8 protein-coding genes are annotated in these 13,733 nt (G+C 66.6%); 2 read left to right on the plus strand and 6 right to left on the minus strand.

What is annotated here, in order from left to right:
* Positions 1-112 precede the first annotated feature (112 nt).
* Together HZS63_RS09075 and HZS63_RS09080 are read right to left on the minus strand one after the other, a co-directional pair.
* Positions 113-1,285, minus strand: a complete 1,173-nt coding sequence (locus HZS63_RS09075; protein WP_180683716.1) for a CaiB/BaiF CoA transferase family protein — start codon at positions 1,283-1,285, stop codon at positions 113-115.
* Positions 1,286-1,304: 19 nt separating this feature from the next.
* On the minus strand, positions 1,305-2,489 hold the full coding sequence (locus HZS63_RS09080) for an acyl-CoA dehydrogenase (RefSeq protein WP_180683717.1): 1,185 nt from the start codon (positions 2,487-2,489) through the stop codon (positions 1,305-1,307).
* 128 nt (positions 2,490-2,617) lie between these two features.
* On the opposite strand from HZS63_RS09080, the gene HZS63_RS09085 reads away from it, so the two are divergent.
* Together HZS63_RS09085 and parC are read left to right on the plus strand one after the other, a co-directional pair.
* A complete protein-coding gene (locus HZS63_RS09085; protein ID WP_180683718.1) occupies positions 2,618-3,538 on the plus strand; it encodes a LysR substrate-binding domain-containing protein in 921 nt (306 codons plus the stop codon).
* 3 nt (positions 3,539-3,541) lie between these two features.
* Positions 3,542-5,968 (plus strand): DNA topoisomerase IV subunit A, encoded by a 2,427-nt coding sequence (gene parC, locus HZS63_RS09090; protein WP_180683719.1) that lies wholly within the window; start codon positions 3,542-3,544, stop codon positions 5,966-5,968.
* A gap of 30 nt (positions 5,969-5,998) precedes the next feature.
* On the opposite strand, the gene HZS63_RS09095 is transcribed toward parC, so the two are convergent.
* From HZS63_RS09095 to HZS63_RS09110, 4 genes are all read right to left on the minus strand, one after another.
* Positions 5,999-6,469 (minus strand): RidA family protein, encoded by a 471-nt coding sequence (locus HZS63_RS09095; RefSeq protein ID WP_180683720.1) that lies wholly within the window; start codon positions 6,467-6,469, stop codon positions 5,999-6,001.
* Positions 6,470-6,555: 86 nt separating this feature from the next.
* Complete coding sequence (locus tag HZS63_RS09100) at positions 6,556-7,458, minus strand: transglutaminase family protein (RefSeq protein WP_180683721.1); 903 nt, start codon at positions 7,456-7,458, stop codon at positions 6,556-6,558.
* A gap of 5 nt (positions 7,459-7,463) precedes the next feature.
* Positions 7,464-9,965, minus strand: coding sequence for a circularly permuted type 2 ATP-grasp protein (locus HZS63_RS09105; RefSeq protein WP_180683760.1), 2,502 nt, complete (start codon positions 9,963-9,965; stop codon positions 7,464-7,466).
* A gap of 126 nt (positions 9,966-10,091) precedes the next feature.
* Entirely contained in the window at positions 10,092-13,634 is a 3,543-nt protein-coding gene (locus HZS63_RS09110) for a transglutaminase family protein (protein ID WP_180683722.1), read from the minus strand.
* Positions 13,635-13,733: the final 99 nt, after the last annotated feature.

Genomic DNA, 13,733 nt, shown 5'->3' on the forward strand with positions numbered 1-13,733 from the left:
GGCTACGACAAATCCGTAGCGTAAACCGAAACCACCATGCCCTGCATGTACAGCACGCTTTCAGTTCCTGCGCACTGTGTAGCTGTCAGGGCCTATACAGATCGACAGAGGTCTAACTGGCCAACCACTGGGCTTCGGCTTGGCCAAGCGCGGGGGGCGGTAACTCGGCGGTGGGGCGTTGGCCGTCGAACAGGATGGGGTGGGCCACCATGGGAGGGCGGCCACCTTGTGCCGGCAGCGTCATGCCGCGTGCGGCCACGTGGGGGTGTTCCATCACCTGGGCCACGTCCAGAATGGGGGCGCAGGGCACGCCGGCCTGGTCGAGCACGCGTACCCATTCGGCAGTATCGCGCTTCAGCGTCCAATCGGTGATCAGGGGGACCAGCGTCTGGCGGTTCGCCACGCGGGCCGGGTTGGTGGCGAAGCGGGCGTCGCGTGCCACGGCGGCGTGGCCAGCGGCTTCGCAGAAGCGGGTGAACTGCCCGTCGTTGCCCACGGCCAGCACCATGTGCCCGTCGCGGGTGGGGAACACCTGATAGGGCACGATGTTGGGGTGGGCGTTGCCCATGCGGGTGGGCCGCGTCTGGCCTACGAGCTGGTTGCTGGCCTGGTTGGCCAGCATGGCCACCTGCACATCGAACAGGGCGGCGTCGATCACCCGGCCCTTGCCGGTGCGCTGGCGCTCGTGCAGCGCGGCCAGAATGGCGGTGGCCGCGTACACGCCGGTCATCAGGTCGGTTACGGCCACGCCCACCTTCTGGGGCTCCTCGTCCTTGTTGCCGGTGATGCTCATCAACCCGCCTTCGGCCTGGATGGCTAAGTCGTAACCCGCCTTGTGCGAGAGCGGCCCGGTCTGCCCGTAGCCGGTGATGGAGCAGTAGATCAGCCCTGGGTTGAGCGCCTGCAGGCTGGGGGCGTCCAGCCCGTACTTGGCGAGCTGGCCGACCTTGTAGTTCTCGATCAGCACGTCGGCCTCGCGGGCCAGCTCGCGCACCTGCTGGACGCCTTCGGGGCTGGCGATGTCGATGGCCACCGAGCGCTTGCCCCGGTTGGCGCACAGGAAGTAGGCCGCCACGCGGTCTGGCCCTTCGCCCCACCAGGGCGGGCCCCAGGCGCGGGTGTCGTCACCCGTGCCGGGGCGTTCCACCTTCAGCACGTCGGCGCCGTAGTCGGCCAGGATCTGCCCAGCCCAGGGGCCGGCCAGCACGCGCGAAAGGTCCAGCACCTTCAAGCCTTCGAGCGGGCGCGGGGGTGGGGCAGGGGGGCGAAAGTCGGGTAAGGCCATGGGCAGGGGGCTGTGCGGCTCAGTTGGAGAACGCGGCAATGCCGGTGATGGCGCGGCCCAGGATGAGGGCGTGGATGTCGTGCGTGCCTTCGTAGGTGTTCACCACCTCCAGGTTCACCAGGTGACGGGCCACGCCGTATTCGTCGCTGATGCCATTGCCGCCCATCATGTCGCGCGCCATGCGGGCAATGTCGAGTGCCTTGCCGCAGCTGTTGCGTTTGAGGATGCTGGTGATCTCTACCGCGGCGGTGCCTTCGTCCTTCATGCGGCCCAGGCGCAGGCAGCCTTGCAGGCCCAAGCTGATTTCGGTCAGCATGTCGGCCAGCTTCTTCTGGATGAGCTGGTTGGCGGCCAGCGGTCGGCCGAACTGCTGGCGGTCCAGCACGTACTGGCGGGCGCGGTGGAAGCAGTCCTCGGCGGCGCCCAGCGCGCCCCAGGCAATGCCGTAACGCGCGCTGTTCAGGCAGGTGAAGGGGCCCTTGAGGCCGCGAACCTCGGGAAAGGCGTTTTCTTCGGGGCAGAACACCTCATCCATCACGATTTCGCCGGTGATGCTGGCGCGCAGGCCCACCTTGCCGTGCACGGCTGGGGCGCTCAGTCCTTTCCAGCCCTTTTCCAGAATGAAGCCGCGAATCTGGCCCTCGTCGTCCTTCGCCCATACCACGAACACGTCGGCGATGGGGGAGTTGGTGATCCACATCTTGGCGCCGCTCAGGCTGTAGCCATCCGGCACCTTCTTGGCGCGGGTGATCATGCTGCCGGGGTCGGAGCCGTGGTTGGGCTCGGTCAGCCCAAAGCAGCCCACCCATTCGCCGGTGGCCAGCTTGGGCAGATACTTTTGCTTCTGTGCCTCGGTGCCGAATTCGTAAATGGGCACCATCACCAGCGAGCTCTGCACGCTCATCATGCTGCGGTAGCCGCTGTCCACGCGCTCCACTTCGCGCGCCACCAAGCCATAGCACACGTAGTTCAGGCCAGCGCCGCCGTACTGTTCGGGAATGGTCGGGCCCAGCAGGCCCAGCTCACCCATCTCGTTGAAAATGGCGCGGTCCGTCTTCTCGTGGCGGAAGGCGTCTTGCACGCGGGGCAGCAAACGTTCCTGGCAATAGGCGTGGGCCGCGTCGCGGACCTGGCGCTCGTCGTCGGTGAGCTGGTCGTCCAGCAGAAAAGGGTCGGACCAGGAGAAGCGTGCGTTAGAGGCCATGGGTTTGTCTCACATGTTGAAGGTTGCAGATGGACCCATGCTAAGAGCACATCAGCCCACTGGCAAGCGAAAATTTTTCCTTCAGATATGAGCTTTTGTATTGAATGATGTGATAGTGTGCGCTGAAGATGAGACGCAAACTGCCCTCCACCCAGGCCCTGAACTGCTTTGAAGCTGCCGCCCGTCACCAGAGCTTCACCCGCGCCGCCCAGGAGTTGAACCTGACGCAAGGCGCCGTGTCGCGCCAGGTGGCGGTGCTGGAGGACTTTCTGGGCGTACCCCTGTTCCGCCGTACCCAGCACGGCATGGTGCTCACCCCCGCCGGGGCCGACTATGCGCGCCACGTGAGCCAGCGGCTGGATGCGCTGGAGCGCGACGCGGTGGAACTCATGGGCCGGCGCGGGCAGGGCGACAGCCTCACCCTGGCCGCCGTGCCCACCTTCGCCACCCGCTGGTTGATCCCCCGCTTGCACCGCCTGGCCGCCGAGCAGCCTGATCTGCTGGTGCACTTTGAAACCCGCACGCGCCCCTTTCTGTTCACCGACACGGGTATAGACGCCGCCATCTGGGCCGGCACGGCGCAGCAATTGCAGCAATGGGCCGGCACCCAGGCCACGCACCTCATGGACGAAGACGTGCTGCCCGTGTGCAGCCCGCGCCTCTTGACGGGCGGACAGGAGGTGGAGCCCCATGTCCTGGCCCAGATGCCCTTGCTGCAACAAGCCACCCGGCCCGAAGCCTGGCGCCAGTGGTTCGACGCACAAGGCGTGGACGCCCCTCGCGCCATGGCGGGGCCCAGGTATGAGCTGTTTTCCATGCAGGCGGCTGCCGCCATGAGCGGTCTGGGTGTGGCGCTGATGCCCACCCTGCTGGTTCAGGACGAGCTGGCCAGCGGCGCGCTGGTGGTGGCGTGCGCCCGCCCCTTGAAAGCGCAACGGGCCTATTACCTGGTCCAGCCGCAAGTGGGCGAAAGACCGGCGTTGGCGGTGTTCAGGGAATGGGTGGTTCGGGAGTGTGGATCACCGGCCGATCCTTCCTGGCGACAATAAAGCATGAGCTTCGATTCAATGCCTCCATCCGATACGCGGCCCACCGAACCGATGGGCGACCCCGACAGCCTGGCTGCTTACGCCCAGCGGGCCTACCTGGAATATGCCTTGAGCGTGGTCAAGGGCCGCGCGCTGCCCGATGTGTGCGACGGCCAGAAGCCCGTGCAGCGGCGCATTCTGTACGCCATGCAGCGCATGGGCCTGGGCTATGGCGGGCCCAACAGCAACACGCCCGCCAAGCCGGTGAAGAGCGCCCGTGTGGTGGGCGACGTGCTGGGCCGCTTTCACCCCCACGGCGACCAGGCCGCCTACGACGCGCTGGTGCGCATGGCGCAGGACTTTGCGCAGCGCTACCCGCTCATCGACGGGCAGGGCAACTTTGGCAGCCGCGACGGTGACGGCGCCGCCGCCATGCGCTACACCGAGGCGCGGCTGGCCAAGATCAGCACGCTGCTGTTGGACGAAATCGACCAAGGCACGGTGGACTTCATTCCCAACTACGACGGTTCCACCGAAGAGCCCAAGCAGTTGCCCGCGCGCCTGCCCTTTGTGCTGCTCAACGGCGCCAGCGGCATTGCGGTGGGCATGGCCACCGAGATTCCCAGCCACAACCTGCGCGAGGTGGCCGACGCCTGCGTGGCCTTGGTCAAAACCCCGAAGCTGACCGACGAGGAGCTGTTTGCCTTGCTGCCGGGGCCGGACTATCCCGGCGGCGGCCAGATCATCAGCCCGCCGGGCGACATTCACGACGCCTACCGCACCGGGCGCGGCAGCCTGAAGGTGCGCGCCCGCTGGAAGATCGAAGAGCTGGCGCGCGGCCAGTGGCAACTGGTGGTGACGGAGCTGCCACCCGGGGTGAGCAGCCAGAAGGTGCTGGAAGAGATCGAGGAGCTGACCAACCCCAAGGTGAAGGCGGGCAAGAAGGCGCTGACGCAAGAGCAGACGCTGCTCAAGGCCAGCATTTTGGCGGTGCTGGACGGCGTGCGCGACGAGTCCAGCAAAGACGCGCCGGTGCGCCTGGTGTTCGAGCCCAAGAGCAGCCGCATCGGTCAGCAGGAACTCATCACCGCGCTGCTGGCGCACACCAGCCTGGAAACGTCTGCCCCCATCAACCTGACCATGGTAGGCCTGGACGGCAAACCCGTGCCCAAGAGCCTGCGCCAGATGCTGGAGGAATGGATCGCCTTCCGCCAGACGACCATCACCCGCCGTTCGCAGCACCGGCTGGGCAAGGTGCTGGACCGCATCCACATCCTGGAAGGGCGGCAGATCGTGCTGCTCAACATCGACGAGGTGATTGCCATCATCCGCGCCAGCGACGAGCCCAAGGCCGCGCTGATGGCACGCTTCAACTTGAGCGACCGGCAAGCCGAGGACATTCTGGAAATCCGCTTGCGCCAGTTGGCGCGGCTGGAGGCCATCAAGATCGAGCAGGAACTCAAGGAGCTGCGCGAAGAACAGGGCAAGCTGGAAGACATTCTGGCCAACCCCAGCAGCCTGCGCCGCCTGATGGTGAAAGAGATCGAGGCCGACGCCAAGGCCTTTGGCGACGAGCGTCGCACGCTGATTCAGGCCGAGAAGAAGGCGGTGGCCGAGATCAAGGTGGTGGACGAGCCGGTGACGGTGGTGGTGTCGGCCAAGGGCTGGGTGCGTGCGCGCACCGGCCACGGGCACGACGCGGGGAGCTTTGCCTTCAAGGCGGGCGACGGCCTGTACGGCACCTTTGAATGCCGCACCGTGGACACGCTGATTGTGTTTGGCAGCAATGGCCGGGTGTACAGCGTGCCGGTGGCCAGCCTGCCGGGCGCGCGCGGCGACGGCCAGCCCATCACCACGCTGATCGACCTGGAAGTGGGTACGCAGCCGGTGCACTACTTTGCGGGCGCGGCCGGCACCACGCTGCTGCTCAGCGGCTCGGGCGGCTACGGCTTCCTGGCCACGGTGGACGACATGGTGAGCCGCCAGAAGGCGGGCAAGGCCTTTGTGAGCTTGAACGAGGGCGAAGCCCTGTGCCCCCCGTCTCTGGCCAGCGGTGGCATGGTGGTGCGCCTGGCCGGGCAGGGGGGCAGCGTGATCGCCCCGCCCACGGCCCCCGAGGGCGGCGAGGCGGCGAGTGCCATGGCGCAGGCCACACACGTGTGCTGCGTCTCCACCGCAGGCCGGATCCTGACCTTTGAACTGAGCGAGTTGAAGCGGCAACCCAAAGGCGGCCGAGGCCTGATGCTGCTCAGCCTGGACGGCCAGGACACGCTGGCCGGCGCGGCGGCGTACACGCGCAGCGTGCGCATCGAAGGCGTGGGCCGTGGCGGCAAGCTGCGCGACGAGACGCTGGAAATCCGCAGTCTGAACAACGCTCGCGCCGCCCGGGGCCGCAAGGGGCGGGATGCGAGCTTCGGCTTCAAGCCGATGCGCGTGTTCAGGCTGGTTTGAGCCGGGCGGGCAGCGGCTTACGCTGTCCGATCAGGCCAGTTCGGCCATCAACTCGATTTCCACGCACACGCCAAACGGCAGTTGTGCCACGCCAAAGGCACTGCGGGCATGGGCCCCCACTTGCGGGCCAAACACCTGCCCCAGCAGTTCGGAGCAGCCATTGGTGACCAGGTGCTGTTCGGTGTAGGTGTTGGTGGAGTTGACCAGGCTGAGCACCTTGACGATGCGCTTGACGCCGTCGAGGTCGGTGCCGGCAGCCACGCAGGCCGCGTGCAGCGTGCCCAGCAGGTCGATCGCCACGGCACGCGCGGCGGCCTGGCCTTCTTCGGTGGTGGTGGTCAGGCCGAGTTGGCCGACCCAGGGTTTGCCGTCCCGCTTGGCAATGTGGCCACTGAGCAGCACCAGCTTGCCCGTTTGCACGAACGGTACATAAGCGGCAGCCGGTGTGGCGACTTCGGGCAGTTGGATGTGGAGGGATTTGAGGGTGTCATAGACGCTCATGCGGTTTCTCCGTAGGGTGTGTCGGATCGGCAAGGAAACCGATTCTAGGCAGAGACAGGAGCGTGCCGCGGTGTCATCAGTTGAATTCATGCTGCCGTGAGGCGACTGAACTCCGCGTCCGGGGCCACCGTCACCGCCACGTCCAGCTGGTGCGATCCACCGCCCTGAATCACGCCGCGCAGCGGTGAGACGTCGCCAAAGTCCCGGCCTGTGGCCAGGATGACATAGTCTTCGCCGGGGCGTTGCAAGCCGCAGCGCTTGTTGGTGGGGTCGAAGTCGGCCCAGCCGGTGGCATGGGGCACCGATACCCAGGCGTGGGAGGCGTCGGCCCCGATGAGCCGTGGCTGGCCAGGAGGCGGCTGCGTGAGCAGGTAGCCGCTCACGTAACGCGCGGGCAGACCCAGGCTGCGCAGGCAGGCGATCATGATGTGGGCGAAATCCTGACACACGCCCTTGCGTTGTGCCAGGGCGTCCCGCGCCGGGGTGTTGATTTCGGTGCTGGCAGTCTGGTATTCGAGTTCGGTGTGGATGCGCACCATCAGGTCGTGGCAGGCATCCAGAAACGGTCGGTGGGGGGCGAACACCGGGCGTGCGAAGTCGGCGAAATCGTCGTGGCGCGGCACGTAGGGTGAGGGAAAGACGAATTCGGCGCTGGCTTCATAGGGGGCTTGGGCGCGGTATTGGAGTCGATCCCGCACGGCCTCCCACGGCGGGCTGTCTTCCAGTTCCAGGCCGGCCTGGGTATCGACCAGGCTGGAGGCGGTCACATCCAGCGTGTCGTGGGGGTTCTCCAGGGCAAAGAAGGTGCGCCAGTTACCGAAGGCGTCGCGTGTTTCTTCCCGCAGCACAGGCTCTGGCTCTATGGTGAGTGTGTGGCTGAGCACCGTTTGCCCGGGGGCTTCGAGCGGGCGCAGGTGGGCCAGATGTTGCGCCACCACGACCGGGGTCTGGTAAGTGTAGCGGGTGTGATGCAAGATGCGCAGCAGCATGGGGGTCAGAGCAGGAAGCTGCGGTTGACGCGGTCCGCATGGCTGAAGTAGAGGTGCCCGATCCGATCCGACAGGTCGTAGGCGGCTTGGGTGCACGATTGCAGCAGTTCGATCAGCGCCAGATAGGCATTTTGCTGGCCGGCCGGGCCGGCCATGGCGCCACTGAGGGCAATCAGGTCCCAGCTATCGGGGTTTGGCAGACCTTCCAGTAGCGGCTCGGGACCGCCGATGTGGGCGCTGGGGAGCTTTTTCAGGCGCGAACGCAGCGTGGAGAGTACCCAGGCGAGCGAGCGGGGGTTGTCGCGCTGCGTGACCAGCATGTCCAGCAGGGCCACGAGGTCCCGCCGCTGCTGGTAGTGGGCGTGGAAGGTGATGGTGCTGTCGAAGAAGGCGAGCAGGGCTTCGAAGCCGCTGTTCTCGAACGCTGCACCGGTTTGCAGCGCCTCGGCCAGCGCATGCGACAGCGTGGCCAGCCGCTCGATGTGGCGGCCGATGCTGAGCATGCGCCAGCCGTCGTCGCGCATCATGCGGTCGGTTTGGGCGCCGGTGATGGCCGACAGCAGTTCGCTCGCTTCCTCCAGGGCTTCCAGTGCCTGCTGGGAGGCGAAGTCGCCGTCTTCGCCGAGGCCCTGCATCCGCGCAGTGAATTCGCTGTCCAGCCGTTCGATGAGGTTGCGCTGTTCCTGTGACAACCGTTCGCGCACGTGGCTGGCGGCCCGGCGCAGGGCGCGCAGGTTGTAACCGACGCTGTGGGCTTCTGAATCGGGGCTGAGCATCGCCACCAGGGAACGCTCGAACACGCGGGGGGCTTGTGCGGCGTCGGGCACGGCAGGGAGCACCAGCCCGTTGTGCTTGGCGCAGACCGACAGCCATGCCATCAGCTCGGGCGTGCTCTCGTCTTCGCCCTGCAGGCAGCGAAGGGCGGTGCGGGCCAGGCGCAGGGCGTTTTCCGAGCGTTCGGTGTAGCGGCCCAGCCAGTACAGGTTTTCGGCCGAGCGGCTGGTGACCACACGCTTTTGCAGCGCCATGCTGAGCGTGCTGGGGGCGCTGTGCAAGAGGCTGGTGCGGTCCACCTCGCCGTGGGTAAGCACCCAGCAGTCGGCGCTGCTGCCGCCGCGCTGCATGGAGGCGATCTGTTGACCGTGTGGAGCCAGCCGAACCATGCCGCCAGGCAGCACGCGCCAGGAGCGAGGACCGTCGGCCAGTGCAAAGACGCGCAGCATGGCCGCGCGGGGCGCGATGTCTCCTGCGCGCCAGGTGGGTTGATGCGACAGGGGCAGATAGGCCTGGAGGGTGTATTCATCGGGCCGGCGCACGATGCGGCCGGTGAGCTGTTCCACCTCCGACGAGGTGAGGCTGGGGCCGATCACGGCTTCGCTGCCATGGGTGGGCCAGGTGCTCTTGATCACGCTCTGCTTGATGAGCGGCAGGCCGCTTTGCAGGCTGGCGGCTTCGCCGCACCACCAGGTGGCCAGCGAAGGCAGGGCCAGCGGTTCGCCCAGCAGATGTTCGCTGATGGCGGGCAGGAAACCCAGCAGGGCGCTGGACTCCAGCGGTGCGGAGCCGGGAGCGTTGGCCAGCAGCACGTTGCCGGCCCGCACGGCCTGCATCAGGCCCGGCACGCCCAGGGCTGAGTCGCTGCGCAGCTCCAGCGGGTCGAGCCATTGGTCGTCGAGCCGTTTGATGAGCACGTCCACCGGCTCCAGGCCGTCCAGGGTCTTGAGGAAGACACGGCGGTCGCGCACCATCAGGTCGCTGCCCTCGACGAGGTTCAGGCCCAGGTAGCGCGCGAGGTAAGCGTGTTCGAAGTAGGTTTCGTTGTAGGGGCCTGGCGTGAGCAGGGCGATGCGGGCGTCTCGGCCCTTGGGCGACAGGCTGGACAGCCCTTGCATGAGCGCCTTGTAACTGGCGGCCAGCCGCTGCACGTGCATCTCGCCGAAGGCTTTGGGGAACAGGCGCGAGATGACGATCCGGTTTTCCAGCAGGTAGCCCAGCCCGGAGGGGGCCTGGGTTCTTTGCGACACCACCCACCACCGCCCATCAGGTCCGCGGGCCAGGTCGAAAGCGGCGATGTGCAACCAGGTATCTCCCGGCGGGGTGACACCGATCATGGGACGCAGATAGCCAGGGTGGCCCTGGACCAGGGCCGGGGGCAGCAGCGAGTGCCGCAGCAGATCTCCTGGGCCATAGATGTCGGCGAGGATACGGTCCAGCAACCGGGTGCGTTGCAGCACGCCGGCTTCGATGGTGGCCCAGTCCTCGGGGGGAAGGATCATGGGGAAGAGGTCGAGTGACCAGGGGCGTTGCTGGCTGTCCTCGTCGGCATAGACGTTGTAGGTGACGCCGTTGTCACGCAGTTGCTGCTCCAGGTTCTGCTGGCGCCGGTTCAGATCGCCAAAGCCGTCGAAGCCCAGGTGCTCGAAAAACTGTGCCCAGTGGGGTGCCAGCACGTGCTTGCTTTGGCCTTGCAATCGCAGCTCGTCGTAGTGCCCCACGGGCGCAGGCATGGCGACTGCGGCAGCCAGCGCGGAGACGCTGGTGGTGCCGGGAGCGTCGTTGGACAAGGGCGTCGGGGCTTGGGGGGTCACGGACTGGCAGTATGCCGCAAACGGCGGATGGCGGCGGTTGATCGTTCAATTGCGGCGCAGATCGAGGGTGAAGGGGAACTCCTGGCTTGGGCGGGCTGGCTCGGCCTGCATGGTGCCGGGCGTATGGCCCATCTGGAAGAAGCGGGCCAGGCGACGGCTTTCGGCTTCGTAGGCGTTGATGGGGAAGGTGTCGTAGTTGCGCCCGCCCGGGTGCGCGACGTGGTACTGGCAGCCGCCCAGGGAGCGTTTCATCCAGGTGTCCACGATGTCAAAGGTCAGCGGCGCGTGCACCCCGATGCTGGGGTGCAGGCTCGACGGCGGGTTCCAGGCCTTGTACCGGACACCGGCCACGTAGTCGCCCACGGTGCCGGTGTTTTGCAGGGGCAGGGCGCGGCCGTTGACGGTGACCACATAGCGGCTGTCGTTGTAGCCGCTCACGTGGACCTCCAGTCGCTCCAGGGAAGAATCCACGAAGCGCACCGTGCCGCCCACAGCCCCTTCTTCACCCATGACGTGCCAAGGCTCCAGCGCATTGCGCAACGTCAGCTCGATGCCTTTCGCCGTGACCTGACCGATGAGCGGGAAGCGGAACTCGAAGTGCGGGTCGAACCAGCTTTTTTCGAACCGGTAGCCGTATCGGGCCAGGTCGTCGAGCACATCGTCGAAGTCCATGCGCACGAAGGTGGGCAGCAGGAAGCGGTCGTGCAGCTCGGTGCCCCAGCGGGTGAGCTTGCCGTGCCACGGCTCATTCCAGAAGCGGGCCACCAGCGCACGCAGCAGCAGTTGCTGGGCCACGCTCATGCGGGCGTGGGGCGGCATTTCGAACGCGCGCAACTCCAGCAGGCCCAGGCGGCCGGTGGGGCCATCGGGGCTGAACAGCTTGTCGATGCAGAACTCGCTGCGGTGGGTGTTGCCGGTCACGTCCACCAGGATGTTGCGCAGGGTGCGGTCCACCAGCCAGGGCGGCATGTCCTGGCCGTAGACCTGGCGGTTTTTCTCGATCTGGTTCAGCGCGATTTCGAGTTCGTAGAGCTGGTCGTTGCGGGCTTCGTCCACCCGTGGAGCCTGGCTGGTGGGCCCGATGAACAGGCCGCTGAACAGGTAGCTCAAGGACGGGTGGTTGTGCCAGTAGGCGATGAGGCTGGCCAGCAGTTCCGGCTTGCGCAGGAAGGGCGAGTCGGCCGGGGTGGCGCCACCGAGCACAAAGTGGTTGCCGCCGCCGGTGCCGGTGTGGCGGCCGTCGGTCATGAACTTGTCGGCGCACAGGTGGGTGTGGTGGGCCGCGTCGTACAGGAATTCGGTGTGCTCGACCAGTTCGCCCCAGTTGTGGGCGGGGTGGATGTTGACCTCGATCACGCCCGGGTCGGGGGTGACCTGGAGCATTTTCAGGCGCGGGTCGCGCGGCGGCGGGTAGCCTTCCAGCACGATCTTCACGCCCAGTTTCTCCGCTGTTGCCTCGATGGCGGCGAGCAGGTCCAGGTAGTCTTCCAGCCGCTGCAGCGGCGGCATGAACACATAGAGGTGGCGGCTTTGGCCACCGAGGGTCGATTCCGCCTTGGGGCCGTTGGCGCGTTGCGGGTCGCGGGCCTCCACGCAGAGGGCGGTGCGGGTGAGCCAGGCCGCCGATTCGCCACGCTGGGGGTAGCGGGCACTCATGGGCTGCGCGGGGGCGGCACCGGCCACGCCCAGGCCGGCGGGGTCGCCTTGCCAGACCGGCGTGTCGCTTTCCGGGTTGCCATTGGCGTCGAGGTGCCAGCCGTACTCGCTGCCCTGCATGGACACCACGCCGCCTTCGGCAAAACCGCCCCCCACCTGATGCGGGGCGTACTGATGGCGGAAGGCGGTGCCTTCAGGCAGGGCATCGCGCGGGGCCGACGGGTCCTGCTCGATGTGGTAGGGGTAGTCGCTCGCGGCCACCCAGGGCAGGGAGTTCAGCGGCAGGCGGTAGCCCATGGGGGAATCGCCGGGGATGAGGTACATGCGTTCGTCGCGGAAGAACCAGGGGCCGGTGGCCCACCGTGTGGAGGCGGCACCGCTACGTACCCCCTTGGGCTGGCCGTTCGGCACGGCATGGGCCTGTAAGGGAAGCACATAACCGACGACGCTGTCCAAACCTTGGTCGAAGACACGGCGCAGGCGCACGCGCTCCAGTTCGTCGCTGAGCTTGGCGTCGAACGGGTCCACGTTGACGGGCAGCTTGCGCTCGCGCCACAGGTAGTACCAGGTGTCTTCGTAGCCGGGGGTGATGTACTGGGTGCTCAGACCCAGCTTGCGTGCCAGCGTCTGGATGAAGCGCTGGGCGTCGGCGTCGGTGTATTGCGCGGGGTCGCGCTCGTCGGCCAACAGGGCCGGGTGGTGCCAGATGGTCTGGCCGTCGGCCCGCCAGTACAGCGAGAGTGCCCAGCGCGGCAACTGTTCACCAGGGTACCACTTGCCCTGGCCCAGGTGGATGAAGCCGCCGGCGCCGTACTGCTGGCGCAAGCGGTGCAGCAGTTCGGTGGCGTAGTTGCGTTTGGTGGGGCCCAGGGCGTCGGTGTTCCATTCGGCGGCATCGCGGTCTCGGGTGGCCACGAAGGTCGGCTCGCCCCCCATGGTCAGGCGCACGTCGCCTTGTACCAGATCGGCATCGACTTGCTCACCCAGGGCGTTGATGGCGGTCCATTGCTCGTCGGTGTAGGGCTTGGTCACGCGCGGCGATTCATAGATGCGGGTGACCTGCATCTGGTGCTCGAACGTCACCTCGCATTCGTCCAGTGCGCCGTCGATGGGCGCGGCGCTCGAGGGCTGCGGGGTACAGGCCAGTGGGATATGGCCTTCACCGGCCAGCAGGCCAGAGGTGGGGTCCAGCCCGATCCAGCCGGCCCCCGGCAGAAACACCTCGCACCAGGCGTGCAGGTCGGTGAAGTCGGCCTCGGGGCCGCTCGGGCCGTCCACCGCCTTCACATCGGGCGTGAGCTGGATCAGGTAACCCGAGACGAAACGGGCCGCCAGCCCCAGATGACGCAGCATGTGCACCAGCAGCCAGCCCGTGTCGCGGCAAGAGCCGCTGGCCTTGATGAGCGTTTCCTCGGGCGTCTGTACGCCCGGTTCGAGCCGGATGGTGTAGGCAATGTCCTGCTGCAGCTGCTGGTTGAGCGACACCAGAAAATCGATAGTGCGCACGTCACCTTTGGCGAGCAGGGTGCGGGCACGGTCCAGATAGGCGTTCAGCCTGGGCGTGAGTTCACCCAAAACCAAGTAAGGAGTCAGATCGTTTTTGAGGGCATCAGGGTAGGCGAAAGGCACTTTTTCAGCGTAGGGCTCCAGAAAGAAGTCGAACGGGTTGTAGACCGCCATTTCGACCACCAGGTCCACCGTGACCTTGAATTCGCGCATCGGCTTCGGGAACACCAGCCGGGCCTGGTAGTTGGCAAACGGGTCTTGTTGCCAGTTGATGAAGTGTTCTGTCGGCTCGATGCGCTGCGAGTACGACAGCACCTTGGTACGGCTGTGAGGGGCTGGCCGCAGGCGTACCACGTGAGGGGCCAGGTTGACCAGCCGGTCGTAGTGGTAGTGCGTAATATGATTCAGCGCAACATGGATGGCCATGGGTGTTTTCAGAAAAAAGGGAGGAAGCCATGCGAGTACTCGGACGCGTTTTGCCGCGCCTGTGCAAAGCCATCCTAGCAAGGATTGAGCCAGTTTGGG

This window comes from Tepidicella baoligensis (assembly GCF_013432195.1).
GTDB classification, from domain to species: Bacteria; Pseudomonadota; Gammaproteobacteria; order Burkholderiales; family Burkholderiaceae_C; genus Tepidicella; species Tepidicella baoligensis.